Genomic DNA, 25966 nt, shown 5'->3' with positions numbered 1-25966 from the left:
AACAGAAAGGATGACTTAAGTGGAATTCATATTAGGGTTTAATGGTGTCACAGAAAGAATCACTGACTTTGACTGGACTGGCCTGTTGATTACAATAGGCATTTCTGTGCTTCAAATAATCGCTATTTACATTGCCTTTCTCATTGTGAAAGGGTTTGGAAACAAGATATTGCAGCGGGCGTTCAGCCGGTATGGCGAGAGAAACAGTATTTCTGCAGCACGAGCCCAGACATTGGAGAGCCTTGCGAAGAATATCTTCTCCTATGTCCTGATCTTTATTTTCTTCGTTACGATTCTTCAGATATTTGGTATACAGGTCACAGCGATTCTGGCAGGGGCCGGTATCATCGGGCTTGCTGTCGGTTTCGGCGCCCAGGGACTTGTCAGTGACGTGGTGACAGGTTTCTTCATCTTACTGGAAAAACAAGTGGATGTAGGCGATTACGTCACAACCGGGAGTTTCTCCGGAATTGTCGAGGCTGTCGGGCTAAGGACAACTCAAATCCGCAGTTTCGATGGCACGTTAAATTATGTGCCCAATAGAGAAATCACAAGCTTGAGCAATCATTCCAGAGGAAACATGCGGGCCTTGGTCGATATCGGCATTTCGTATGATGATGATATTGATAAAGCTGTCGCCGTTCTTCAGGAAGTGTGTGATAAAGCAGCTGCGGAAGACGAGAATATCGTAGATGGCCCGAATGTAATCGGGGTACAATCACTCGGTGCATCTGATGTAGTCATCCGCATCATCGGTAAGACCAGGAACATGGAACAATGGGGAGTCGAACGCAAATTGCGAAAAGCGCTTAAAGAAGCCCTTGATCAGAACGGTATTGAGATTCCCTTTCCTCACCAGGTTTATATCGAAAAGAAAGACCAATAAGAAAACACCGCCTGGATTTCCAGGCGGTGTTTTCTTATTTTATAAGATTTGGATATAATCAGTGACAGTCGAGATAGCAAAGTCAATTGCCCGTTCATCAGGATTCAGCTTCGAATGGTGCAGTCCATATTCCGAATCGACACCCAACCAGAACATAAAACCTGGAATTTCTTGAAGCATATAACCAAAATCTTCACCAGTCATTGCTTCCTCACAAATCTTCAGGGTCACATTCTCCTTTTCCTTGAGGAAGTCTATGAACTTCCTGGTAGAAACCTCTTCATTATAAACCTGGTGATACATACTTCCATAATCAATTACAGCTTCACAGTCATAGCCTATTTCGATGCCTTTGACGAGAGCTTCTATTCTTTCCTTCACTTTCTCCATGGATTCTTGGGATAACGTTCTGATGGTCCCTTCAAGCCTGGCTGTCTCCGCAATAATATTCTGGACTGTACCGCCAGTAATTTTGCCGACTGTCACTACGGCGCTATCCAATGGATTTATATTCCTGGATACCACGGTTTGCAGCTGTGTGACCAGCATTGCCGCAGCCACGACCATGTCCCTGGTATCATGAGGATAGGCTGCATGCCCCCCCTTGCCCTTCAGACCAATAAAAAGTTCAGATGTATTTGCAAACAGCAGGCCTTCCTTAACCGCAATGGTTCCGGCTTCATATTCCGGGGCAATATGAAGCCCGATGATAAAGTCTGGCTTCCAGCTTTTCATGATTTCACTTTCGAGCATCGGTTTAGCTCCGCCTGGCCCCTCTTCCGCAGGCTGAAAGATAATGAGAATATCATCCTCGATTGCTTTCTCAACAAAGTGTGTAAGAATTCCCAAAGCTATGCTCATATGAAGATCATGTCCGCAGGCATGCATTCTTCCTTCATGTTCCGACCTGAATGGCAGGCCCGTGTTTTCCTCAATCGGCAGTCCATCTATATCTGTCCGGTAACCGATTATCTTTTTGGGATTAGTCCCCTTTACCTTTACAAATAAACCTGTTTTCCATTCTTTCACTTCAAGCCTCTCCTGTGGAAGATCTTTAATATAGGAAAGCAGATAGTTTTGAGTTTTATGTTCCCGAAAGCCAAGCTCAGGAATCTTATGCAGGTCCCGCCTGATTTCTACAAACTTACTCAATGCTGACATACTCTTTTTACTCCTTTCTTTCTGGGTAACTAGCTGAAAAAGGACTGATAACCCATCAGGCGTTCAGTCCTTTTCCTATTCATTTGGCTTTACCAGCCAAAAAATTATAGTTGTCTTAACTCTTGTTTAATCTCTGTCTTGGATTTTGTTTTTTCATCAATTTCTTTGATGACTTTTGCCGGTGTGCCTGCAACAACAGTGTAAGGAGGTACATCTTCGACCACAATGGCACCTGCAGCAACAACAGCTCCTTTTCCAACCGTAACTCCTTCAAGGATGACAGCATTGGCACCGACAACTACTGCGTCTTCAACCACAACCGGTTTAGCGGATGGAGGCTCGATCACTCCTGCAAGCACAGCTCCCGCTCCAATATGGCAGTTCTTCCCTACAGTGGCACGCCCGCCAAGGACAACATTCATATCAATCATTGTACCTTCGCCGATGACAGATCCGATGTTGATCGATGCTCCCATCATGATGACAGCATTATCACCGATTTCAACTTGATCTCGTATGATTGCACCTGGTTCGATACGTGCTTTTATTCCTTTCATATCAAGCAATGGAATCGCCGAATTGCGGCGGTCATTTTCCACTACATAGTCTTCGATACTGTCTTTGTGGTTTTCAAGAACCCGGGAGATTTCCGCCCATTCGCCGAAAACGACACCTGACTCCCCATTAATGAAGCTTTTTGCCTTTTCTCCGAAGTCGATGCCGGATAGGCTTCCTTTCACATAGACCTTTACGGGTGTAGATTTCGTACTATTTTGAATAAACGAGATAATCTCATTAGCATCCATTTGTTTCATTGGTATGACCCCCTGCAAAATATGTATATATTCTGAAATCTAGTTAATACTTTAACAAATTAAAGGGTAAAAGACAAGATATCACTACAAAATTGAAGTACTGTTTTCTTCTAAAAATCCTTCCACTATTTCCACAAAGGCTTTTACCTGCTTTAGTTGAAATGCAGAATCATACCCCAGCAGCCATGTATCCCTGTGAATGGATCCTTTCTTTTCATCCATCAACGGAATTTTATACAGGTTTTCCTCTTCGCCATTCAACGTGATTGCAGGGAGAATGGCATAGCCAATCCCATTGAATGTCATTTGCTTACATGTCTCGATTTGATCCACGACAATGGTCCTTTTAGGAACGGATTGAAACTGCCGGTGCCACCAATCTTGTATTTCCTGATAATAGTTAGAATCACTTTTGAACTGAATGAACGGACGGTCCGTGTTCAAGACCTCTTCTACGTTTTGGATTTCTCTGTCCACCAAATATAGCCGATCTGTAAACAGGTGATATTTGGGGCCTTTCCAATCAGCAGTTCCCCTTATGATCCCAACATGGACTTCATCTTGATACAGTGCCTCAAGAATCTCACTGCTCCAGCCGGTAATCAATGAAATCTTCGCGTGTGGATATGTATCTACAAACTTCTTCAGCACTTGGGGCAGCCAGTTCTGTCCGACAATGGAAGCACAGGCAATCTTCAACGTCCCGTGTACTTGGGACTGCATTGCCTGAATCTCTTCCTTCACCTTCTCTTCTTTCTGCAGCATTTCCTGGGAAAGTTTTACAACCAACTCCCCTGCAGGTGTAAGGGATAATCCTTTTTGAGATCTGATAAACAGCTTGGTTCCCCATTCCTTTTCAATATTCTGCAGTCTCTGCGATAAAGCAGGCTGGGAAACAAACAGTCTTTCTGCCGCCTTTCTCATATTCATTTCCTGTGCCAGGACTGACATTAATTGATACTCTGAAAATGCCATTGATGCCACCTCGTTCTCTCTATAAGTTTTCCTTATATTATATATTAATTTTTATCTAATTTCATTATGACCTCTTATGGAATACACTACTGGTAACAGGATGCGTTTACAGGCGTATCAGACAAGAAATGTCCAGCGGGGTGTTAATCATGTTTTTTATCCTTATAATCACCGGACTCTTCACATCTTTAGTCGGTACGGTTGCTGGAAGCGGCGGGCTGATAGGGATGCCTGTCATGCTGCTAGCGGGTCTTCCGGTGCATTCAGCGATTGCAACAAGCAAATTCTCCAACACGCTAAGTTCGTTTTCAAGTTTTGCCTATTTATTGAAGAAAAAAGAAATCAACTGGAATGAAGCTGTCTCCATCCTTCCGTTTGCTTTTGGAGGAGGAATTGCAGGGGGGCTGACAGCTGGGCTTTTATCTCAGACCATCATGGAAATCAGTGCGGTATGCTTATTGATTGTTGCATTTCTTATAAGTTTCATAAAAAAACCTGAAAACTTGAACACAGACCAGGCTGCCGGTCTTAAAGGAAGCGGGCCTGTCTTGACTGCCATTGGATTTTATGACGGGATATTTGGACCCGGGCAGGCAACGATGCTGATGCACACGTTTATGTATAAAGGGATTTCCTATATAAGAGCCATTGCTTTTACCAGATTTCAAACGTTTGTTTCCTGTTCAGCTGCTTTTGCGGCATATTTATTCAACGGCCGCTTCATTTGGCAGGCAGGACTTGCATTTTGCCTGGGCAGTGTAATGGGAGCACAGACCGCTGTCCGATTTGTAGACAAGGTCCCATTGAAGACAGCAAAAATCATTTTAAATACAATGACTATTATCCTTATCTTCCAGATTATACATTCATTGATGACATAAGGAATGACTGCTTTATAAAAGTCAGCTCGTGTTTAGGGGAAAGGAAAAACATATAGTAAAAGAGGTCCAACCATCCTTTTCAGCCTTTTCTTTGGATAGGGATGAGAGGGTCTAGCTTGTTTTTTTAAAAAGTTTCCCTGTTTCCCTTAACCAGGATTGAATGATATTAATGACAACTGATCTTCAGCGGAATTAGCGGGCAATTTAGTTACAGCAGCAAAGTGGCAGTACCCGCTGAAATGTACGGACTGTAGACTTTTGATTACGGTCTCTCTACATTCGAATCCAGCTCCACTCACCAGCAGCCAGCATGCTTCCCGACTCCTCCTCGTGATAAGTCAACAAATCACTCAATTTAAAAATAATCGGGTTTTGGATTTTTTTCTGTCCTCAACTCGATCTATTGGGGATGTTCTTTTTTCAAAAGGCGGTTTTCGCATTAATTGTTGATTTCGAAAAAATCCCAAGAGCTGGATTTTTCCCCTGTATTCCATGGATTTCCCCTCAAAAAAGGAAATGAACACCAACTCCCCATCTTACATTGTGTTTTCTTTATCTCATGCAGAAGCCTTCTTAATTCGTTCCCAGCTGAACGGGAATCTTCTGCTTTTTAGTTCACGGCCTGCCCTTAAGCACTTATTCTTAAGACTTGAAGAAGTGAAAATGCCTTTTCTTCAGGTCTTCTTCGGAAGTAACAAGATCAACACCAGGCTGAGGAGGGCAAAGAAAAGTACTCCAGAATATACCCAATGCAATGAGAAGGTCAGGCCAGACTGAAGGGTTTCTCTCAACGATGCGCTAAGAGATGCCCTTTTCTCTTCGTCCAGGAGCAAGTTCACGACATCAATATCAGCTTTTGTGTGGTCTTTATTCTCTAAATACTGCTTAATTGAACTATTGAGAATGCCACCAAGCAACGCGGCACCCAGCGTGCTCCCCAGATTTCGCATAAACATATTAGCTGCTGTGGCAATTCCCCTCTCCTTCCACTCAACGGTACTCTGAATGGATACAATAAATGAAGTTGACGTTAAGCCCATACCTGCACCCACAAAGAATGAACCTGCAGCTGCCCAGACAGGACCTGAATCAGCTCCCATGGTGACAAAAAAGATGCTTCCGATGATCAATGAGATGCCACCCATCAGGGAGGTTCTGTAGTAGCCTATTTTCAAGAGCAGCTTTCCGGCAATTGTGGCTGCTATCGGCCACCCTATTGACATGGTTGTTAACGTGAAGCCCGCCACTGTAGGACTTCTTTCCATCACTCCCTGAACAAATGCCGGAAGGAAACTCGAGATACCGATCAACATCACACCAGTAGTCAAGGAAACAATATTGGCTATAAATATAGAGCGTTCCTTCCAAATCCCAAATGGCATCATTGGTTCAGAAGCTTTTCTTTCCTGAAAGACAAATAATACAAAGAAAACAAGAGCAGCTGCCAATAAACCTATGGCCATTGGTGAATGCCAAGGGATATGGACTCCGCCCTCCACCAGGATAAACATCAAAGTCGAAATGGAGACAGTAAGTAAAACGGCGCCCGGATAATCAATCTTATGCTTCTCTTTCTTGACGTCTTCATGAAGGAACATCCAAAGGGCTGCAATGGATAACACACCAAGAGGCAAATTGATCCAAAATACATAGTGCCAGCTTACATATTCAACAAGCAGGCCGCCGATTGCCGGGCCGCTAATCGCTGATATTCCCCACACAGAGGACAAGTATCCCTGAATCTTTGCCCGTTCTTCTTTTGTATAAATATCCCCGACAATCGTAGTAGCGATGGGCATGACAGCACCAGCACCAAAACCTTGGATAAGCCTGAAAATAATCAATTGCTCCATCGACTGTGAAAACCCGCAGAGGACGGAACCAGCCATAAAGATGATGATGCCGAATGTAATGATAGGCTTCCTCCCGAATAAATCCGACAGTTTTCCGTATATCAGAACCGTAACTGCATTCATTAATAAATAGGCAGAAAACACCCAGCTATATAATGAAAACCCTCCAAGATCGCCTACAATGGCCGGCATGGCTGTAGATACGATTGTCGCTTCGATAGCCCCCATAAACATGGCCAGCATGACTGCAGCAAGCACCAAGGGTCTCTTGCTCCTTTTCGGAGCCTGTCCAATCTGGCCGCCATCTGTCTTCGTCATGTGAACTCTCCTCTCCTGAATGTTTTACGCTTTACGTAATAAGAGCCCCCAATCAGGGAGCCCAGAAGATCATTCAACATTATGCAAGTTACGGTTCAGGTGTTTAAGGATAACTCTTCTTGTCATGATCCCTTCAAAAAAACCTTCTTCATCCACTACACACAAAAATGGACGGTCAATCAAGAGCTCCAGCGCTTTCTTGAATTGGGTTTTAAGAGAAATTGTCGGAAATCCTGCTTCCATGACTTCCTCGACTTTCTTTTGATCAAGTTTATCAAATTCAATATGCTCCAAGCCCAGAATTGAGTCAGTAATCATACTTGAACTTATCAATCCCTGCAGGCGGAATTGTGGGTCAAGCACCGGGATGGAGGAGTATCCGCTTTTTGTCAAAACAAGAAGTGCGTGCTCCAGCGTATTCGTTTTTTGTACATGAGCTACCTTTTCCGACGGGATGATAAAGTCTGCAATATTCGCTTCTAAAAAATCCTTTTTATGTAAAGAAAACATATTGAACCCCTCACTCTCGAAATAAAAGAATCTTTGGATGGCTGAATGAAATAATTGAAATCGCTTATTATTGTAACACATTTCCGTCTGATCAGCGGGTTTCGAGAAACCGCTTACTTTCTTCGTTGGCTCTTTTCTTAAATTTTGGTTTATAAAAAACTTCAAAAGATATGCCATAAATTCATCAAAAACCTGATAATCAAGAGTCACAAGCTACGCGGAAACAGCCCTCTGTAATTAACAAACTGCTCAAGTGCTGCAGTCACCAGACTTCCCCAGAACACAGCGGAAACCGCCTTGTCTCACCTACAACAGCCATCTGGAGAGTTGGCAAGAAGCTTACTCTTTAACTGATCGAATTTCCTATGAATAGAAATCAACGTTATTATCCCACAACCAGACGACTGATTCCAAAACAAAAAAAGAAAGCAATTACACCTCTGTAATCACTTTCTCCTTTTGCTCACAGGGCTGTCCATCTTGAAAATAAGCTGGCATGGCCCTGTTACTGTGTATTTTCTTTCTCTTCTTGAAGCAGTTCAAAGATTTCAATAGCCGTAATATCAATATCATCGAACGGATATTTGTTGGCTTTCTTATCATCAGTGTAAACTTCTAATTCGAAAGTATCGGTATTCGAAAAATACTTCACCTGACATAATTTCTTTCCATTCACTTCAAAAAACCTTTGTTGAGTTTCACCTGTATCTGTACCATCCTGCAATGATTTTAAACGCTGAATGATTCCCAGAAGCTGAGACATTGACCGTCTCTCCTTTCATCACTTCATTCTTTCTTATCTTTCGCATTATGCCTTTTTTCTATCCTTTTTGATAACTGGATAATCCACATCTTTAAAGGACCTAATTGAAAACACATTCAACTCTATCACACCTTTAACCATAACACCATCAATTTTCCTTCTCAAGTAAAAAACAGAATTTTTTGTTTCTTATTCTCCAATGTATATAATTATGAATGATATTACTATTTTCATGAGAGGTAATCAGGGATGAACATAGCCCGCCTTTCTGTTAAAGGAGACAAAAAGATGATTCTTAATCGTGAAGGCAGAATTTCCCTAATTGATTTACTCGACCTAAACGAACCCTTCAGGACGGGGGCATATGTCATCAAAGAAGAAGATGTGACAATCATTGAAACATCTGCCGGCCCCTCCATTCCGCACCTTCTAAAAGGATTGGCAGAATTGAACATCCCCCTTGATCAGATCAAAAATATCATTGTCACCCATATCCATCTTGATCATGCAGGAGGAGCAGGTTTATTCTTAGAAAAATGCCCGAATGCGTCCATAATAGTTCATGAAAAAGGGGCACGTCATCTAATCCATCCTGAGAGGCTCGAAGCTGGTGCCAGACAGGTGTATGGTGAACAATTCGACAGGCTGTTTCACCCAATTGTCCCGGTCCCTGAAGACAGGGTGAGAATCAAGAAACACAATGACAGATTACAAATTGGTCCCGATTCGAGTTTGACCTTTTATGATACTCCCGGTCATTCACGCCATCACTTCAGCATTTATGATAAAAAAACCAAAGGAATTTTCACAGGGGACACAGCCGGGATCAATTATGCTTACACCCTGGATGGCGAATCACTTTATTTGCCTTCTACTTCTCCAAACCAGTTTAACCCTGAAGAAATGGAGCAGTCTCTTGAATTACTCAGCAGGCTTGACTTGGAGAGAATCTATTTTGGCCACTTCGGCATTTCTGAAGAACCAGCAAAAGCTTTGACAGAAGTCGGGAAATGGCTGAAAATATTTACTGAGACTGCGTTTGATATATCAAGAAAATTTGAAGCAGAGAACCAGCTTCCTGCATTAACAAGTGCATTAAAGAAAGCGGTGATCGATTCAAATAAACAGTTTGCAGATAACGAAGACTTTCTTCGTCTTCTTGAATTAGATATGAACGTTTCAGCAATGGGATTACTCGACTATATTAGGAAAAACTGCACGATGAAGGAAGTGTAAAGATTGAAGAAATTTAATATCACTGTATATTCACAGCCTGAATGTCCTCCATGTTCGTTTGTTAAGAATCTGCTGACCAGCCATTCCATTCCATTTACCGAAAAAGATGTAAAGAAAGACCACAATGCAAGGAGAGAACTCATAGAAAAGTATAAGGCCATGTCCACGCCTGTAGTACTTATCGGGGATCAAGTATTCTACAGCACTGACCTCTCAAAACTGCCGGAAGCATTACATTTAAACAAAAAAATGACACGAGAATGTGTCAAACACTGAATGGTTATAGTAAATGATCTTGTCTCTCGGAAACGAAATACCCGCTAAAGATAAAAGATAGTTTATTCAGGTATCGAGATGAAAGGGGACTGCTTTTACTCTCCCCTTCTGCCGATTCCATACCCTGGATATTCTTCGCTTGATCATTCATGACAGGAGATGCAGTCTCACTAATCCATTCACCATCCAGTTCTTCAGGAAGTGTATACAGAACTTCGTCGATCTTCAGTTCCCCATCATTTTTGGTCAATTTTACTCCTTGATAGCTGTCCTCGAAATATACAGGTCCGTCTTCATAAGTAAAATACTCAATTAAATATACAGAATCCCCTTTTTTGACTGCCTTTGTTTCATCAGTATATGAAAAGTTCGGAATGTAGTATGGCGCAAAATCCGAACCGAAAGTTTGGAATCCTTCTTCTGTTTCAATAACGTTCTCCACAACAAACTTTTTCTTGAATTCATCAGTAAAATGAGTACTTAAAAGGGCAGTAACTTCTTCCATTGTTCTTGGTTCTTCACTCAATGAAATCTGCTTTTCAAATGCTGTTTTCACTCTATCAAATAATGACCCCTTGTCCAAGGCATTAGCCGGCTGAATGATTTGTACGAAAAAGATGGCTGAGATCAGTACTGCTGTTAATTTCTTCATTTTGTTCTTCATGTCGTCCCTTCTCCCTTTTTGGATTTCTTTTCCATTGTAGCAATCCTTGCTTGTCGATAGTATGTAAATCGTTCGTTTTTAACTAACAAAAGCAGACACATTCATTTATCATTTTCATTAATTCTGTTCCCTTTTATGGATATTTGTAAAACATAAAAAGTACATAAGAATAAATTACCATTTTTGAAAGTCAAGCTTAAAGGCACTCTACCAAGTGATCTGTCCTTCGCTGCAGTAAGGGTAACTTTGAGGAAAGGTTTTGAACTAAGAATCGGAATGGCACCGGTCATCTATGGCGGTTTGGACTGTCTCTGAAGTAGTTATAGTACATACAACAAGCAGAGTGAGTTGATACCTACAGGAAGGAGGAATCGGTCACGTTTTAGTTTGCAAACCAAAATGAAGAGGACGAAATCATATGATTTCGTCCTGCATAACGGTTATCTTACTTCTTTCGGCATGCCATAGAAAGTTCTATACCTTATATAAGTCAATGGCTTTATAGATGATAAATAAAATTACCAGGACAGCAGCAATTAAGAACGACAGGAAAATTGGATTCCGGGTGTATGGGTGTTCCTGGACCTTTTCAGGCAAATCCGTGTCCAATTCATTCTTCAAGGATTTTTGCTGCTTTGCGACCTTGAAGGTATATATCAAAGAAAAAGCAAGAATCACTGCACATATTAACATGAGGATTAAGATAAAGCTGCTCATTACACCACCCCTTAAATGCCTTTTAAGGTTAATGTTCCCGATACAGCTTTAACTATTCCAGCCTTAGTATAGAATCCCATCCTGTTCATATAGGAATTCATATGATAGATCCATAAATAAATATTGGTCTTCTCCAAGCGGATACGAAAACGTCCTTATGGTTTCGCCTGTTTCGATATCACTATAGGAATCAGATAAAAGTCCAGCATTTTTATTCTGCATCCTCATGATGTTCTCTAGAAAGTAGGGACGCCAACTCCAGTTCTTACCTTTAAAATGAGGGGAAGCTTCCCATTTACCCCTTCTTCTTACCAAGTTATCTGTCAATTGAAATCCGTTCTCATCACAAATATATAAACGAAAGAATTTATCTTCCACATTTTTCGCAAGGCATACTAGCAGGCTGTCTAAATCTACTGCTTGTTTTTTCAGCTCATTAATTTGATCATTGATTTCTTTCTGAAGCAGTTGAGTGAGATTATATACTGCTTTTAAATGCCTTTTTTCATGTTCAATATATTCCTGGCATTTGGTCTTTAATGTTTCTTTTAAGAGATCCTTACTCAAAAAATCACGTGAAGGTTTATTCAAATAGAATCCTTGATAATACCGGCCTCCATTTTTCCAGGCAAAGTGGAGCTGGTAATCCAATTCTATATTTTCAAACAGAAGGGTCGAACCTATTTTCCTTGCCAGCATTGAAAGGCTGTACAGGATATTATGAAATGCAGTGTTACCTGCATCCTTACGCAAATGCTGGAGATCCACCTTTAAAATATCCGGACTCACTTTCGCCAGCCGTTCCCACTGATCGCTGTCTCCGCCGATATTATCAATGGCTATCTTGATGCCATATGTCTTGTAATATTGAATTAGGTGGAATAATTGTTCAAAATCCCCCCTGAATTCCTTCTCTGAAATCTCTAGGACTATTTGATCCATCCTCAACCCTTTGCTGCAAAAACGCAGTAGTAATTCAAGCAGTGAATCACCTTCGTCCATCATCAGTAAGTTTGCATCCCTGTTAATGAAAAACCATGCAGAAACGTTCTCATTCAGAGATTTTTCCAGAGCTTTTGACAATATGTAATTGTCTACCTCAAGGCGGTATTCGTCAGGTATATCCCCATCTAGAAAAAAAGGCCCTAAACTGACCACGCCATTCTCACCCTGATACCTTCCCAATATTTCATAACCCATGATCGTATGTTCATCTGCACTGAACACAGGTTGAAAATAAGGAAAAGACCGTTCGATATTTGACATGATTTCCAATGGATCCATTATCAACCACTTCCCAATGATAAAATATTATTGAGTATATCATATCCCGAGGCAACTTTGACGTGAATTTTCTATAAAGCAAAAAAAATCCAGCCTGAAAACCAGACTGGATAAAACGGATGAGATTGTTAAAATGGAAAACGATTCAGCCACTGCCCTCCATCCATTGTGACACACTCCCCGTTTATGTATGAGGCATCCTCAGATGATAGAAAGTAGGCGAGGCCGGCAATTTCTTCTGGTGTTCCCAAACGCTTTAAAGGCACGCTGTCGATTGTCCTTTTGGCCGCTTCTTCCGATTCCCACAGTTTCTCGGCTCCCCCGGTTCTTTCAATCGGCCCAGGTGCGATTGCATTGGTCCGGATACCATATTTATGTCCCCATTCTACTGCCAACGTTCTTGTAAGTGACAGCACCCCCGCTTTTGCAGCAGCTGAATGTGCTACTCCTGCACCTGCATTCCAGGCATATGTAGCAACCATATTGATGATATTCCCCTTGGTTCCTGTATTAATCCAATGATTTGCAGCAGCATGGGAACAGAAAAATGTGCCATTTAACACAATATCTATAACGGATTTCCAGCCATTCGGCGAAAGTTTTTCAGCTGGAACAATGAAATTCCCAGCAGCATTGTTAATCAAAGTATCGATGCTGCCAAATTTATCAACTGCGAATTGAATCATCTTTGTTGAATGATCAGGGTCCCTTACATCCATTTGAAAGGTTCCCAGGGATCCCGATAGTGATGAGAACTCCTCTTTAACCCCTTGCAGGCGCTCCTGATCCCTTCCAGTTATGACCACATTGCATCCTTTATCCAGGAAATGCTTTGCCATGAACTTCCCCATTCCATTTGATCCGCCAGTCACAATAACGGTTTTCATTTCTTCCCCTCCATATCAATGAATGAATAGTCACTCATTTTTGTGTGTGTCAGAATTATATAACAATTCAGCCATAAAGAAAACAACCAACCTCTTTTTGAATCAAAAAAAGCCAATCGTTTTCCAAAAAACGACTGGCAGCTTTGTTTATATTAAAAAAACAATAGTAGTTCCTTATTCCTGATTATTGACAAGCATTTGATGAAGCTGGGTCAATGTCCGGATTATTGTTTTCTTGCGGTTGTATCCTTTTGAATTGACTGTTAGATCATTTAGTTGTACAACTACTTGTCCCCAAGATCCAAATGGCTTAAAACCATTCACGAACACCTTGACTTCACCCTGATCGGTCGGCAGAATGATCATTTCCATATGTTCTTGTTTCGTCATAAAACATACTCCTTTGCTGTTAAACTCTGGGCCAAGCAATGCTATGCACCATTACAATAAAAGTAAATTATCCACTGGCCATTGTCAACTTATAGATTTCCAGGCTAACAGTATGACAGAGTATATGACTCCAAAACATTACACCTTCTGACTATAGAAAAATCTATTTTTCAAGAATCAAATGCTCACTCACTTCTCTTTTTAATTCCAACTGGCTGTTTATCGGACGATCTCCCTTTTTCCTCTGTACATAATGGTAATTCCCTTCTGAATCCTGCTTTCTCGCCTTCATATTATCCCTCCATGTAAGATCAAGGATATCTAGAAGTCTTCTTTTAATGCTGCCTTTGTATATAGGAAATAAAATTTCTACCCGCTTAACCATATTTCTTGTCATCATATCAGCAGAAGATAAATACATTTTCCCCTCTCCATTCTGATGGAAATAATAGATGCGGCTGTGCTCCAGGAACCTACCTACAATACTGATCACCTGGATATTTTCACTGACACCTTTGATACCTGGGCGAAGGCAGCAAATCCCCCTTATGATGAGATCGATCTTTACCCCGGCTGAGGATGCTTCATACATTTTCATTATTAACTCTTTATCCGTCAGTGAATTCATTTTGGCGACGATCCTGCCATTCCCATTGGCCGCGTGTGAAACGATTTCCTGATCGATCAACCTGATAAACTCATCCCTTATGTCAAAAGGAGCGACCACTAAGTGATGAAACTCAGGCTTTTCAGTGTAACCGCTAAGGTAATTAAAGAAATTGGTTGCATCAATCCCGAATTTTCTCTTCGATGTAATCATCCCCATGTCTGTATACAGCTTGGCAGTCTGATCATTATAATTTCCGGTGCCTAAGTGGACAAAACGGTCAATCCTGCCATGTGTCTTTCTTACGACAAGGGTAATCTTGCTGTGGGTTTTTAGGTTGTTCATTCCATAAATAACGTGACAGCCTGCCTTTTCCAATTCTTTAGCCCATTGCACATTATTTTCCTCGTCAAATCTTGCTTTAAGCTCCACAAGGACGGTTACTTGTTTTCGATTTTCAGCTGCCCTCTTCAGTGCTTCAATGACTGGTGAATCCCCGCTTACTCTGTAGAGTGTCTGTTTGATGGCAAGGACATTGGGGTCATCGGCCGCGACTGAAACAAAATCAACAATGGGCTCGAAAGATTCATAGGGATGATGAAAAAACAAGTCTTCATGGAATGCTTTTTCAAACAAATCTTCATCAGATCGCAAATCCCGTGGAGGTTGAGGTATGAAGACTTCAAACGATAGATTTTCACGTTTCTTCTTAATGTGGCTTATAAAACCAAACAAAAACGTAAGATCAAGTGGACCCTTTATCTTATATACATCTTTGTTATGAATTTCAAGCTCACTAAGCAGATAATCGAGAACTTTTTCATTCACTTTTCCCTCCTGAACCTCTAAGCGGACAGCCGCTCCCCATTTCCTTTTCTGCAACTCCTTTTCTATTTCAAGCAGCAAATCCCTTGCACCTTCTTCATGTATGGTCATATCTGCATTCCTGGTAATTCGAAAGGCACTGGCTGAACTGACATTATATCCCTTGAACACTTTATCAATAAAATGAATGATGACATTCTCCAAAAGTATGAACCTTTCTTCCCCTTCCTTACAAGGTAAGGAAATGACTCTATCCAAAACAGAGGGCACCTGGACAAGTGCCACTTTCTCTTTCTCTTCTTCTGGTTCCGAATTTTCCATAATCACAACAAGGTTCAGACTTTTGTTCAAAAGCATGGGAAACGGGCGGTACGCATCCACTGCCAGCGGTGTCAATACCGGAAAAATCTGCTCCTCAAAGAAGATTTCCAAAAAAGTCAGCTGTTCCTCGTTCAAATCTTTTACATCCAGCAAATGAATATCCTCTTCATTCAATTGAGGGATAATTAAATGATTGAAGGTTTCATCCTGAAGATCAACAAGTTCATGATTTTTGATGGAGATTTCCTCTAATTGTTGTTTGGGAGTCAACCCTGCTTTATTTTCAGGTTTAAAATAATTTGCCTTAACTTGATCTTTTAGCCCTGCTACCCTAACCATAAAAAACTCATCAAGATTGGAACTGAAAATAGCCAGGAATTTCATCCGTTCCAGAAGCGGATTTTGATAATCCAGTGCTTCTTCCAGGACTCTTTCATTAAAAGCAAGCCAGCTTAATTCCCTGTTGTTATAATATCGAGACGAGTCAAACCGTACAGCCTTCATTTAGTCTCTCCTCCTCTCATAAGAAGTTATCTCCTGCGTTTCAAGCCTATTGAAACTAAGCCTCGTATTGTTAAGACAATGTCAAAAGTTTGTATCAATCTATTCTTTTAAAGATTAAATGCATTTCTGTTTTGATTGCTTTTTCTAAATGTCGTTTTTGTTTCTCTGCCTGGTACTGTTCAGCAAGGTAATCACCTTTACAACATATTGAAATGGCCAGTAAATCAGCTTGTCTTTCAACTTCAATGCTTTGAATAATATTTCTTTTGGTAGCATTCAAGCTGTACACCAATTTAAGCATTGCACCCATTTCCCTTGACTTCTGTATTTCCTCTTTAGTAAACCATCCAAGAAACGGATCAAGATATTGCTTTAAAGCCGCTTTGTTTTTAAATGAGGCAATGGACGCCATCCTTACTCTCTCTTTATGGAAGAAGCCATTGACCGGCCGATTCGCCAATATATAAAAGGTATGCTGGCTGCTTGAATCAGAATCGATATACTCGCCAAGATAGTATAAAGCCGCACTATATTGAATCATGTTCAACTCTTCATCGGTGAGTTCCCAGAACCCCAACTCAGATAGCCTGCGGGATAACTCTGAAGCCATGAACACCATCTGTTTTGAATGGAGTTCATTGATATCGAATTCATGACATAATTCATTTAGACTCATCCGGATAACAGAATCCCTTGTCATTTCCGCTTGGCTGATTTTATTTACCATTTCAATAATCAGCCCTTCCCTCAAACCTTTACGGCTGATCATGAAATAGGTTGCAGCTGAATAGGCAAACAGCTGATTAAACACTTCCACTGCAGGCAGTATGATATCCGCCCTGTCCTTTGACAGGCCTTCTACTTTTTCAATTTCTTTATAATTCAGAGGAAACAACTGGTCACGAATGGAAGAAATCGTTCCTCCTGAAAGAACATATTGATGGACATCTGCTAACTTGTACTCTCTTTGCTGCTGGTCAATCTGGGCAATGTTCCTTGCACTTCCCCCAACACCAATTATCGGTACGTTTTTGTTTTTCAGCCAAGGCAGTTTAGAAAATTCATTCAAGAGGAAGTCTATCAGCCTGTTTCTTTCTTCTTCTGTAATTGAGTCACCCTGAATGAATTTTTGTTTTAAGGAAACCACCCCAAAGGGATAGCTGTGAGAATGTATCAATTTTCTATTTTCAAAAAACGTTAGTTCCGTACTTCCCCCGCCAATATCTATTGTCAACGCAGTATCTGCCGGAGTTGTTGATATTACAGCAAGGAAACCATAGTATGCCTCTTGTTCTTCAGATAATATTTCGATATCCATACCCGTTTCCCTCTTGATGACCTTAAGGATTCCTTCCTTATTTTCTGCTTGCCTGATCGTTGCAGTTGCAACACACCTGGCAGCAGGACATTCATGAAAGTCTAAAATTTCCTTAAAGCTGTTCAGGATTTCCACTAGTTTATCAATACCCTTGACAGCCAACTTCATATCGTCACCTAAATATGTCCTCAACCTTGCTGCAGCCTTTACGTTTTCAATCTCTTTATACCGGCCTTCGTTTTCATACTTGTAGATGACAAGCCGAATGGTGTTTGAGCCTATATCAATGATTGCACTCTTATTTGTCATTAAGATCATCCTAATTAAAGTAATGGGTTAAGAGTTTCTATCTTTAAGGAAGGTCTGTTCCGACTATTCCCTCAACAAAGAACACCCTTTATCTTTATATTTCCCTGCTCAGAGGTGATATTAACCTTAAAGTTCACCTGATTTCGTGATAAGGTTATATACATATGTATGCGGGAATAGATTATTGGAAGTAAATGAGGTTCAGTTTGGAACTTTCCAAACCTAGGAAAAAAAGGTATAATAGAATCAAACATAATCTATAAAAGGAAGGAGTCAAAAATTTGAGGAATTCTCATGATTCAACCCCTCAATCTGCTACAATTAAAAACCTCTCACAAGCTGTTTTCACGGTGAACCGCCACGCCAAAACCGCTATCAATCCAAAATATCTATATTCTTTGAAAAAACAAGCGTTGCAAAAGATGATTGAAGAAGGAAAAGCGACAAAAGTAGGCTTGCATTTTTCCAACAACCCGCGTTTCAGTCAACAGCAGTCTGATGTTTTGGTGGATTGCGGAGTGTACACTTTTCATATTCCTCCTGCAAAAACAGACTTTGAAAACCTTCCTCATCTGGGTTCACTCAATAATTCAATAAGAAATCCAAAATGCAGGATGAGCCTGAACGAAGCGAAAGTGATACTGGAAAGATATACAGGCATGAAGGAAAAGATGGAATCTTCTCATCAATCCTGCGGACGTAAATTTCAAAAGCCCGTTTTCAAAAAGCTGGGCGACAGTTTCTAATTTATACAGCAAAGAAGCAAAGCTGAGACAAGTTATCTTTTAACAGCTTTGCTTCTTTTTTATGCAGGGATGCCAGTCTTAATCCTATAGAATATATTTGTCGATTTTCATGACGAGTTCATTGATTTGCGGCTTGCTTATCTGATCCTCAGCGCCAACTCTTTCTCCTTTATGTTTCAAATCATCTGTTATGAGAGAAGAGAAGATGATAACGGGTATGTTTTTCAACCTTGAATCTTCTTTGATTCTTTTGGTTAAATGGTGTCCATCCATCTGAGGCATTTCGATATCGGTAATGACAAGGCTGACATCAGATTTTCCAATATCTTTCGAGGAAACCTGAGAGATCAGATAATCATATGCATCTTTGCCGTTTTCGAAAAATTCCACATTTTCATAACCCGCTTCCGACAACGTATCATTCAACAGTTTCCTAAGCAGGGGGGAATCTTCGGCAGCAACGATCCTTTTGTCCGACCGTGTCCTGTTTCCTAACTTTTTCACTTCATCCACTTTGATGCCGGCATCAGGATTTATCTCTGTCATTATACTCTCGAAATCGAGCATGAGAATCATGTCTTCGCCTTTTTTGATAACGCCGATCACTTTTGAATCAGATCCCTGATACATATTTGACGGCTTTTCAATTTGATCCCAGGAGATACGATGAATCTGTGTAACAGTATCTACATGAAATACAACTTTTTGCTGGTTGAATTCGGTAACTATGTATTTATCTTGGCTGTCTTTTTTGTAATCAGGTATCCCCAGAACTTTCCTTATGTCGATAACCGGCAGGACTTCCCCTCGTAACTGAATGATTCCTTCCATAAAAGGATGCGCATGGGGGATAGCCGTTACAGGCTGAGGCTGTATAATTTCCTTTACTTTAATGACATTTATCCCATACTTATTTGTCCCTGCTTCAAATTCGACAATCTCCAGTTCATTCGTACCTGATTCTAGCAGGATTCCTTTGTCTTCTACCACTTTTCAGCATCCTTCCTCTTAACCATATTAGATCTACCATTTATATCGGCATCTCCAAGTCATTCTGAAGGGCTCACTTTTCAGTTCATTCCTGCTATACCTGCAAATTTCCGATTTGATAAGGGATTTGCAGTTATTTCAATCTTATTTTCCTGCGTTTCTTCTTTTTTCTTATTCCAAAATGAAGCCAGCCGATCTTAACAAAGAATGCAAACATTCCAAGTGCGATGATACCCATGACAGCCAGGACAATGAAATATGCATTCCTTTCATCAAGTTCGGGCATATAGGAAAAATTCATTCCATAAAGACCGGCAATGAATGTGAGCGGCATGAATATGGTTGTTATTACGGTCAATGTCATCATGATATTGTTCATTTTATCTGAATTGACGGACAGATAATTGTCCCTGATATCAGATGAGAACTCCCTGTAGGATTCCAGCATTTCAACAAGTTTAAGCAAGTGATCATACACATCATTATAATAAAGATGATGTTCCTTTAGAAAATGGAGTTTTCCAGAATTCAAAATCCTGTACATCAAGTCCCTCATTGGGATCAGGGACCTTCTCAGCTTTGACATATCATGTCTGATATCAAACAGCCTCTCCAGCATGATCGTAGTGCTGGAATTTTCCAAGACGTCCTCTACTTGATTCAGCCTGTCTTCGATTTTATAGACAAGAGGGAAGAAGTCATCGACAAGACCATCGATGATTTCATGCATTATATTATATGTAGTATATTTTTCCCCTTTCACTACATCATTTTTACGCCAAATAGAATCAACAACTTTTACAGGCTGTTTATGGAATGTAACGATGAACTGGTCGCTCACAAACATATTGACCTCATGGAAATCGAGTGTAGCAGGGTGAATCGTATGCAGCAGAAGGAAAAAGTAGTTCTCATAGAAATCCAATTTCGGCCTTTCACTAAAATCTTCCAAACAATCTTCGACCGCCAGCGGATGAAAGTCGAAAAAACCCCTCAGCATTTGTACTTCATCTTCATTCGGCTGAGCAAAGTCTACCCAAAACCACTTAACCTCGTCTCTATTTACCTCTTCAACGGGAAGGTCACGTTTTACTTCCCCATTCTTGTTTATCATCATGGTTCTTATCATAGTTTAACTCCCTGGTCCTTTTATGATATTGCTCCCTTGCCACTTATATCCTTACCCAATATTCGGGCGGGCTAATCTTTACTATCGTTTTAACACTCATCTCATGGTAGAATATGAAGCAAGTTAGAAAGAGAAGGTGTTAATATGGAACATTTAATTAATCAACAAGTCCAGCAGATTGAAATTTCAGGTATCCGGAGATTCTTCAATATGGTCGCGGATATAGAAGATATGGTGTCCCTCACACTTGGCCAGCCGGATTTCCCTACGCCGCCCCATGTCAAAAAGGCTGCCAAAATAGCCATCGATGAAGGTTATACGAACTACACTCCAAATGCAGGATTTGTACAGCTTAGGGAAGCTGCTTCTGAATTTTACAAAAGAAAATATAATGTCTCATTTGATCCAGCTACCGAAGTAATCATAACGAACGGAGCTTCACAAGGAATCGACTCAGCTTTAAGGACGATATTAAATAATGGAGATGAGGTCATCCTTCCAGGTCCCGTATATCCAGGTTACGAACCAATCATTAGATTATGCGGGGCTTCACCGGTCATGGCCGATACGGTCTCAAATGGATTCAAGCTGGATGCCGGAATATTAAAAGAATACATAACAAACAACACAAAATGCATAATCCTGCCGTACCCTTCAAATCCGACCGGTGTCAGTCTGTCACCCAAAGAGCTGGAGGACATCGCCGAACTTGTAAGGGGAAGAAATATATTCATCCTGGCAGATGAAATATACAGCGAGCTGACATATGACAGAAAACATGTCTCAATCGCCTCCTACTTGAAAGAGCAGACGATTGTGATCAATGGATTATCAAAATCACATTCCATGACTGGATGGAGAATAGGAATGGTCTTTGCTCCCGAAAACATTGCTAAACACCTATTGAAAGTTCATCAGTACAATGTTTCCTGTGCATCTTCCATCTCTCAAAAAGCGGCTGTAGAAGCATTGACGAACGGCATCAATGATGCTGATGAAATGAGGGATGAATATAAAGCCAGAAGAGACTTTGTTTCAGAGAGGTTAAAAAAAATGGGGTTTAATGTAATTCTCCCCGACGGGGCTTTCTACTTCTTTGTTAAAATCCCGGAAGATTTCAAGCAAGATTCATTCACTTTCGCTCTTACACTTGCTCAGCAATATAAGACAGGGGTTGTCCCTGGCAGCAGTTTCTCAATTGCAGGCGAAGGCTTCTTCAGGCTTTCATATGCGTGCTCCATGGAAGAACTGCAGAAGGGTATGGATAGGATCCAATCTTTCGTTAATGACCTGGACTCAAAGACCTCCACTGGATGATTGCCGCTTTGACGGGAAAAAGGACCGCTATGGGTCCTTTTTCTCGTTATACACCATTATTGGTGTATGTTCTTCCATCGTCCCATAATTTGATCAGTGCCTGCGTTCCATCATTTTCTGAACCTTGCGATCGCAATTCGTCATACATTTCTTTTGCCAGCGACAAACCAGGCAGGATCAAATTCATATTCTCTGCTTCTTCAAGTGCAATACCCAAATCCTTAATAAAATGCTTAACAAAGAATCCAGGCTCAAAATTTCCATCTAACATCCTTGGTGCAAGATTTGACATGGACCAGCTTCCTGCAGCACCTCCTGAAATGGACTTCAATACTTCTTCCACTTCCAGTCCTGCTCTTTTGGCATACACAAGAGCTTCACAGACACCAATCATATTCGTAGCTATCGCAATTTGATTGGCCATTTTCGTATGCTGGCCAGATCCAGCTTCACCCTGATAGCGTATGTTCTCACCAAATGTCTGCATGAAAGGCAGCGCTCTCTTAAATATGTCGGCATCACCGCCGACCATGATAGAAAGTGTACCATTTCTTGCTCCGGTGTCACCTCCGGAAACCGGTGCGTCCAGCGTATGTATATCAAGCGTCTTTGCTGTCCTGTGGATTTCCCTGGCTAAGCTCGGCTTGGAAGTGGTCATATCCACTGCAATCAGGCCGCTTTTCCCATTTTTCAGAATACCCTTTTCCCCAAAATAGATTTCTTCTACATCCTGGGGATATCCTACTATAGTGAACAGGATATCAACGGAGGATGCAAGTTCTCCAGGTGATGAGCTCCATTGCGCTCCCTTTTCAAGAAGTTCTTGCGCCTTCTCTTTCGTCCTTGTATAGACATAAAGATTTCTGTACTTTTCCATAAGATGCAAAGACATACTTTTTCCCATTACTCCAGTGCCGATAAATCCTGCTTTCAATGTTTGATTATTCATCTTCTTCCTCCCCCGGTTTTTATCGTAATTATAATAAATTATTCCTGTTAATGACATTCAAAAGACTCGGTCTAAATGACAAACTCTTGCGGGCATAAAAAAAGGACCTGTAAAACAGGTCCTAAGGAAAAGGGGGTTGTAAAAAGAGAATCTCCAACTTTATGCTTGTTATTAGAATACCCTGATATGCAGGAAGTAAACCTGTTTTTAGAAATATTTTTTCATCAACCCTTTAAAAAAGCGCTTACATGTTTTATAATGATTTATGGCTGACAAAAAGAAAACCAGGTGCTAGAACACCTGGTTAATAAGGGGAAAATGAGAATGAAAAGGCTGTGTAGTCCACTGGTGATGTAGTACTTTATATATCCTCATTTCACCCTTAAAATCTTTTTTTACTCTTATTCATTCACTGCTTTTTTGACAGCTTCGATTACACTTTCATTCGTATCGAGCTCCAGCACTTCTTGGGCAAGAGTTTCCATGTCTGATTTATTCAGATTCCGAATTTGAGAGCGGGCCTTCAGGATGGAAGTAGCACTCATTGAGAACTCATCAAGACCCAGTCCAAGCAGGATAGGGATCGCAATTTCGTCTCCAGCCATTTCTCCGCACATGCCGGCCCATTTGCCTTCTTTATGCGCAGCGTCAATAACCATTTTGACCAAACGAAGAATCGCCGGGTTGTATGGCTGGTACAAATAAGATACGCGTTCATTCATCCGGTCTGCCGCCATTGTATATTGGATAAGGTCGTTCGTTCCAATTGAAAAGAAATCAACCTCTTTTGCGAACACATCTGCCATGACAGCTGTTGACGGAATCTCCACCATGATACCAAGTTCTATTGAGTCAGCGACATTTTCGCCCGCTTTAACCAATTTTGATTTCTCATCTTCTAAAATGGACTTAGCTTCTCTGAATTCATTTAGATTGGAAATCATCGGGAACATGATTTTTAAGTTTCCAAAGCTGCTTGCTCTCAACAATGCTCTTAGTTGAGTGCGGAAAATACTCTGTTCATCAAGACAAAGTCGAATCGCTCGATATCCAAGGAAAGGATTCATTTCTTTTGGAAGGTCGAGATATGGAAGTTCCTTGTCTCCACCGATATCCAAAGTCCTTACTACTACAGGCTTGTCCCCCATTCCTTCAAGAACAGCCTTATAGGCTTCAAATTGCTCCTCTTCGCTCGGAAGTTCGTTTCTTCCCATGTAAAGAAACTCGGTACGATACAACCCTACGCCTTCACCGCCATTATTGACAACACCTTCCAAATCTTTTGGTGTCCCGATATTAGCCGCAAGTTCAACATGAGTACCGTCTGCAGATACTGTCTTTTCATTGACTAATTTTGCCCATTCGGCTTTTTGCTTCTCATATTGTTCATGTTCTTTTTTATAATGTTCAACCACTTCTTGTGTTGGATTGATATGTACTTCACCATTCAATCCATCAACGATAACAAGGTCACCGTTTTTGATTGTGGAAGTGACTTCTTTTGTACCGACAACAGCAGGAATCTCCATGGACCGCGCCATAATGGCTGAGTGCGAAGTCCGTCCGCCAATATCAGTAGTGAAGCCTTTAACGTATTCCCTGTTTAGCTGAGCCGTGTCTGAAGGAGTCAAATCTTCTGCAATGATGATGACTTCTTCCGTGATCATGCTCGGATTCGATACCTGAACACCGAGAAGATGTGCGAGTACACGTTTCGTTACATCACGGATATCCGCTGCACGTTCTCTCATATACTCATTATCCATGCTCTCGAACATGGAAACAAACATATCTGCGGTGTCTTTAAGGGAGGCTTCGGCGTTCACTTTTTCGTTTGTGATTTTGTCTTCAATAGGTGTAATCAATTCAGGATCACTCAGTACAAGTAAATGGGCATCAAAAATCGCCGCTTTATCTGCACCCAGATCTTCATTGGCTTTTCCCCTGATCGTTTCCAGTTCAGACTTTGAAGTCGCAAGTGCCTCTCTAAAACGGTTTACCTCTTCCTCTGTATCTCCTGCTTCCTTTCTTTCTACAGAAAGATCGGGTTCAACAAGAAGATAGGCTTTTGCAATGGCAATGCCATTCGAAGCTGCTATTCCTTTAAGCATGCTTGACATTACTCTGCTAGTCCTTCTTTTTTCAGTGTTTCTTCAAGGCTGTTCAATGCTTCTTCTTCATCGCTTCCTTCAGTGATGATTGTGATATCTGCACCTTTACCTACACCTAGAGACATTACACCCATGATTGATTTCAGGTTAACTTTCTTTTCTTTGTACTGAAGATGAACTTCAGAATCAAATTTGCTTGCTGTTTGAACAAGAAGTGTTGCTGGACGAGCGTGGATACCTGTATCAGCTGTTACTGTAAATTGCTTTTGTGCCATAAATAATCTTCTCCTTAACATATGTTTATTTTCAGCTTTTTAATCCGGATGAAGAATCAGTCCGTATTCATTGGCTAAAGTATAAAATGGATATAAGCCTTTTCAATTTAAAAGAATAGCATGCAAATCAAAGTTTAACAATTGTAAAGCATGATATTTTTATTATTTTCATGAATTAGACATCTTATGACCAATTTCAGGCATTATTTACAACTTTCTACTAGGATATATCGAAACCATTTGCAGCTGCCTGCCATCACAGTTCCCTCTTAGATTTCCCTTCTCTATTGTAATTAAACGTTTGAAACATGAAAAATAAAATGTATATCTGATAAAGATTTACACAAGAAGCACTTGATTCCGTGAAGCATATGGCGAATTGAAAGTCTGTAATAAATCAAGGAAAAAGAGGACGAACTCAAAATAGATTCCGTCCCCAGTAAATTTATATAAGACTGTTATAGCCCCCGGGTAATTTCTTTCTTTAAGAAGCTAACGGATGAATTTCTATACCCTTTGCTTACTGGTTAGAATGGCGTTGTAACTGACCTTTGTTTTGGCGATGGTCCCTTGTAATGCAGTTCCATGGACTTCGGTGATTCCAGCGTACACATTGACCAAGTCACATACACACCTGGCCAGTAACTCTGCTGCATTTTTTAAATCTTGTTCCCTGTAGTGGACCTCATCCTGCAATAATTCTTCAATGATATCCAATGCAATGCTTTTCACCTTCAATGCTTGTTCCACTTCCATGTTCACTTTCCCCGCCCCTTTCTATCAATCTGTCTACTAAATCCTATGCCGCTTTTTAAAAGAATAGAACCGATAGAAAAAGGAAAAGGAAATTGCCCTTATACTGCTGTCTTTGGTGAAAAAGGTTCGTATCCCCACTTTATGAACAAGGTACTGATGATAAGGCAGCAACTTCTCATACCAAGAAGGTTGG

The 25966-nt window shown here is 40.8% G+C and carries 25 protein-coding genes; 6 read left to right on the top strand and 19 right to left on the bottom strand.

The features are described 5' to 3' along the window. Positions 1-19 precede the first annotated feature (19 nt). Positions 20-886, top strand: a complete 867-nt coding sequence (locus AC4E8A_RS07305; protein WP_490197686.1) for a mechanosensitive ion channel family protein — start codon at positions 20-22, stop codon at positions 884-886. Between the two features lie 39 nt (positions 887-925). Here the strand turns inward: AC4E8A_RS07305 and AC4E8A_RS07300 are convergent, their stop codons facing one another. The 3 genes from AC4E8A_RS07300 to ccpC all read right to left on the bottom strand — a co-directional run bounded on the left by AC4E8A_RS07300 (position 926) and on the right by ccpC (position 3837). Further along, positions 926-2047 carry an N-acetyldiaminopimelate deacetylase gene (locus AC4E8A_RS07300; protein WP_490197685.1) on the bottom strand — a complete coding sequence of 374 codons (1122 nt, stop codon included), beginning with the start codon at positions 2045-2047 and terminating at the stop codon, positions 926-928. A 104-nt stretch (positions 2048-2151) separates the two neighbouring features. After that, positions 2152-2862 carry a 2,3,4,5-tetrahydropyridine-2,6-dicarboxylate N-acetyltransferase gene (gene dapD, locus AC4E8A_RS07295; protein WP_490197684.1) on the bottom strand — a complete coding sequence of 237 codons (711 nt, stop codon included), beginning with the start codon at positions 2860-2862 and terminating at the stop codon, positions 2152-2154. A gap of 84 nt (positions 2863-2946) precedes the next feature. After that, positions 2947-3837 (bottom strand): transcriptional regulator CcpC, encoded by an 891-nt coding sequence (ccpC, locus tag AC4E8A_RS07290; RefSeq protein ID WP_490197683.1) that lies wholly within the window; start codon positions 3835-3837, stop codon positions 2947-2949. A gap of 149 nt (positions 3838-3986) precedes the next feature. Between ccpC and AC4E8A_RS07285 the strand changes: the two genes are divergently transcribed. Beyond that, on the top strand, positions 3987-4718 hold the full coding sequence (locus AC4E8A_RS07285) for a sulfite exporter TauE/SafE family protein (protein ID WP_490197682.1): 732 nt from the start codon (positions 3987-3989) through the stop codon (positions 4716-4718). A 674-nt stretch (positions 4719-5392) separates the two neighbouring features. On the opposite strand, the gene AC4E8A_RS07280 is transcribed toward AC4E8A_RS07285, so the two are convergent. The 3 genes from AC4E8A_RS07280 to AC4E8A_RS07270 all read right to left on the bottom strand — a co-directional run bounded on the left by AC4E8A_RS07280 (position 5393) and on the right by AC4E8A_RS07270 (position 8162). Continuing rightward, positions 5393-6889: an MDR family MFS transporter gene (locus AC4E8A_RS07280; protein WP_490197681.1), complete on the bottom strand. Its 1497-nt coding sequence runs from the start codon at positions 6887-6889 to the stop codon at positions 5393-5395. 69 nt (positions 6890-6958) lie between these two features. Continuing rightward, positions 6959-7399: a cyclic-di-AMP-binding protein CbpB gene (gene cbpB / locus AC4E8A_RS07275; protein ID WP_490197680.1), complete on the bottom strand. Its 441-nt coding sequence runs from the start codon at positions 7397-7399 to the stop codon at positions 6959-6961. Between the two features lie 505 nt (positions 7400-7904). After that, entirely contained in the window at positions 7905-8162 is a 258-nt protein-coding gene (locus AC4E8A_RS07270) for a YkuJ family protein (RefSeq protein WP_490197678.1), read from the bottom strand. 288 nt (positions 8163-8450) lie between these two features. Between AC4E8A_RS07270 and AC4E8A_RS07265 the strand changes: the two genes are divergently transcribed. Together AC4E8A_RS07265 and AC4E8A_RS07260 are read left to right on the top strand one after the other, a co-directional pair. After that, positions 8451-9398 (top strand): MBL fold metallo-hydrolase, encoded by a 948-nt coding sequence (locus AC4E8A_RS07265; protein ID WP_490197676.1) that lies wholly within the window; start codon positions 8451-8453, stop codon positions 9396-9398. Positions 9399-9401: 3 nt separating this feature from the next. Next, positions 9402-9674 (top strand): glutaredoxin family protein, encoded by a 273-nt coding sequence (locus AC4E8A_RS07260; protein WP_490197675.1) that lies wholly within the window; start codon positions 9402-9404, stop codon positions 9672-9674. 4 nt (positions 9675-9678) lie between these two features. Here AC4E8A_RS07260 and AC4E8A_RS07255 read toward each other — a convergent pair whose 3' ends face one another. The 7 genes from AC4E8A_RS07255 to AC4E8A_RS07225 all read right to left on the bottom strand — a co-directional run bounded on the left by AC4E8A_RS07255 (position 9679) and on the right by AC4E8A_RS07225 (position 17500). Beyond that, positions 9679-10338: a DUF3993 domain-containing protein gene (locus AC4E8A_RS07255; protein ID WP_490197674.1), complete on the bottom strand. Its 660-nt coding sequence runs from the start codon at positions 10336-10338 to the stop codon at positions 9679-9681. Between the two features lie 474 nt (positions 10339-10812). After that, positions 10813-11055: a hypothetical protein gene (locus tag AC4E8A_RS07250; RefSeq protein WP_490197673.1), complete on the bottom strand. Its 243-nt coding sequence runs from the start codon at positions 11053-11055 to the stop codon at positions 10813-10815. 63 nt (positions 11056-11118) lie between these two features. Next, entirely contained in the window at positions 11119-12339 is a 1221-nt protein-coding gene (locus AC4E8A_RS07245) for an EAL domain-containing protein (protein ID WP_490197672.1), read from the bottom strand. A gap of 128 nt (positions 12340-12467) precedes the next feature. Continuing rightward, positions 12468-13226 (bottom strand): 2,4-dienoyl-CoA reductase, encoded by a 759-nt coding sequence (gene fadH / locus AC4E8A_RS07240; protein ID WP_490197670.1) that lies wholly within the window; start codon positions 13224-13226, stop codon positions 12468-12470. A gap of 174 nt (positions 13227-13400) precedes the next feature. Then, complete coding sequence (locus AC4E8A_RS07235) at positions 13401-13616, bottom strand: hypothetical protein (protein ID WP_490197669.1); 216 nt, start codon at positions 13614-13616, stop codon at positions 13401-13403. 163 nt (positions 13617-13779) lie between these two features. After that, a complete protein-coding gene (locus tag AC4E8A_RS07230) occupies positions 13780-15873 on the bottom strand; it encodes an RNA degradosome polyphosphate kinase (protein ID WP_490197667.1) in 2094 nt (697 codons plus the stop codon). A 94-nt stretch (positions 15874-15967) separates the two neighbouring features. Continuing rightward, a complete protein-coding gene (locus AC4E8A_RS07225; RefSeq protein ID WP_490197666.1) occupies positions 15968-17500 on the bottom strand; it encodes a Ppx/GppA phosphatase family protein in 1533 nt (510 codons plus the stop codon). 281 nt (positions 17501-17781) lie between these two features. Between AC4E8A_RS07225 and AC4E8A_RS07220 the strand changes: the two genes are divergently transcribed. Beyond that, positions 17782-18246 (top strand): YkyB family protein, encoded by a 465-nt coding sequence (locus AC4E8A_RS07220; RefSeq protein WP_490197664.1) that lies wholly within the window; start codon positions 17782-17784, stop codon positions 18244-18246. An 84-nt stretch (positions 18247-18330) separates the two neighbouring features. Here the strand turns inward: AC4E8A_RS07220 and AC4E8A_RS07215 are convergent, their stop codons facing one another. Both AC4E8A_RS07215 and corA read right to left on the bottom strand, forming a co-directional pair. Next, entirely contained in the window at positions 18331-19236 is a 906-nt protein-coding gene (locus AC4E8A_RS07215; RefSeq protein ID WP_490197663.1) for a chemotaxis protein, read from the bottom strand. A 133-nt stretch (positions 19237-19369) separates the two neighbouring features. Continuing rightward, a complete protein-coding gene (corA, locus tag AC4E8A_RS07210; protein WP_490197662.1) occupies positions 19370-20365 on the bottom strand; it encodes a magnesium/cobalt transporter CorA in 996 nt (331 codons plus the stop codon). Between the two features lie 144 nt (positions 20366-20509). Between corA and AC4E8A_RS07205 the strand changes: the two genes are divergently transcribed. Further along, the gene (locus AC4E8A_RS07205; RefSeq protein WP_490197661.1) at positions 20510-21682 is read left to right on the top strand and encodes an aminotransferase A; all 1173 of its coding nucleotides are present in this window, start codon (positions 20510-20512) and stop codon (positions 21680-21682) included. A 46-nt stretch (positions 21683-21728) separates the two neighbouring features. Here AC4E8A_RS07205 and AC4E8A_RS07200 read toward each other — a convergent pair whose 3' ends face one another. From AC4E8A_RS07200 to AC4E8A_RS07185, 4 genes are all read right to left on the bottom strand, one after another. After that, positions 21729-22631 carry an NAD(P)-dependent oxidoreductase gene (locus AC4E8A_RS07200; RefSeq protein ID WP_490197660.1) on the bottom strand — a complete coding sequence of 301 codons (903 nt, stop codon included), beginning with the start codon at positions 22629-22631 and terminating at the stop codon, positions 21729-21731. Between the two features lie 401 nt (positions 22632-23032). After that, positions 23033-24751, bottom strand: a complete 1719-nt coding sequence (gene ptsP / locus AC4E8A_RS07195; RefSeq protein ID WP_490197659.1) for a phosphoenolpyruvate--protein phosphotransferase — start codon at positions 24749-24751, stop codon at positions 23033-23035. After that, on the bottom strand, positions 24751-25017 hold the full coding sequence (locus AC4E8A_RS07190; protein ID WP_006836389.1) for a phosphocarrier protein HPr: 267 nt from the start codon (positions 25015-25017) through the stop codon (positions 24751-24753). Before AC4E8A_RS07190 ends, ptsP begins: the two co-directional genes overlap by 1 nt. 507 nt (positions 25018-25524) lie before the next feature. Beyond that, positions 25525-25773: a hypothetical protein gene (locus AC4E8A_RS07185; RefSeq protein WP_490197657.1), complete on the bottom strand. Its 249-nt coding sequence runs from the start codon at positions 25771-25773 to the stop codon at positions 25525-25527. Between the last annotated feature and the right edge of the window lie 193 nt (positions 25774-25966).

Source organism: Bacillus sp. SRL337, from assembly GCF_984799155.1.
This window is presented reverse-complemented; position numbering and strand designations above follow the sequence as displayed.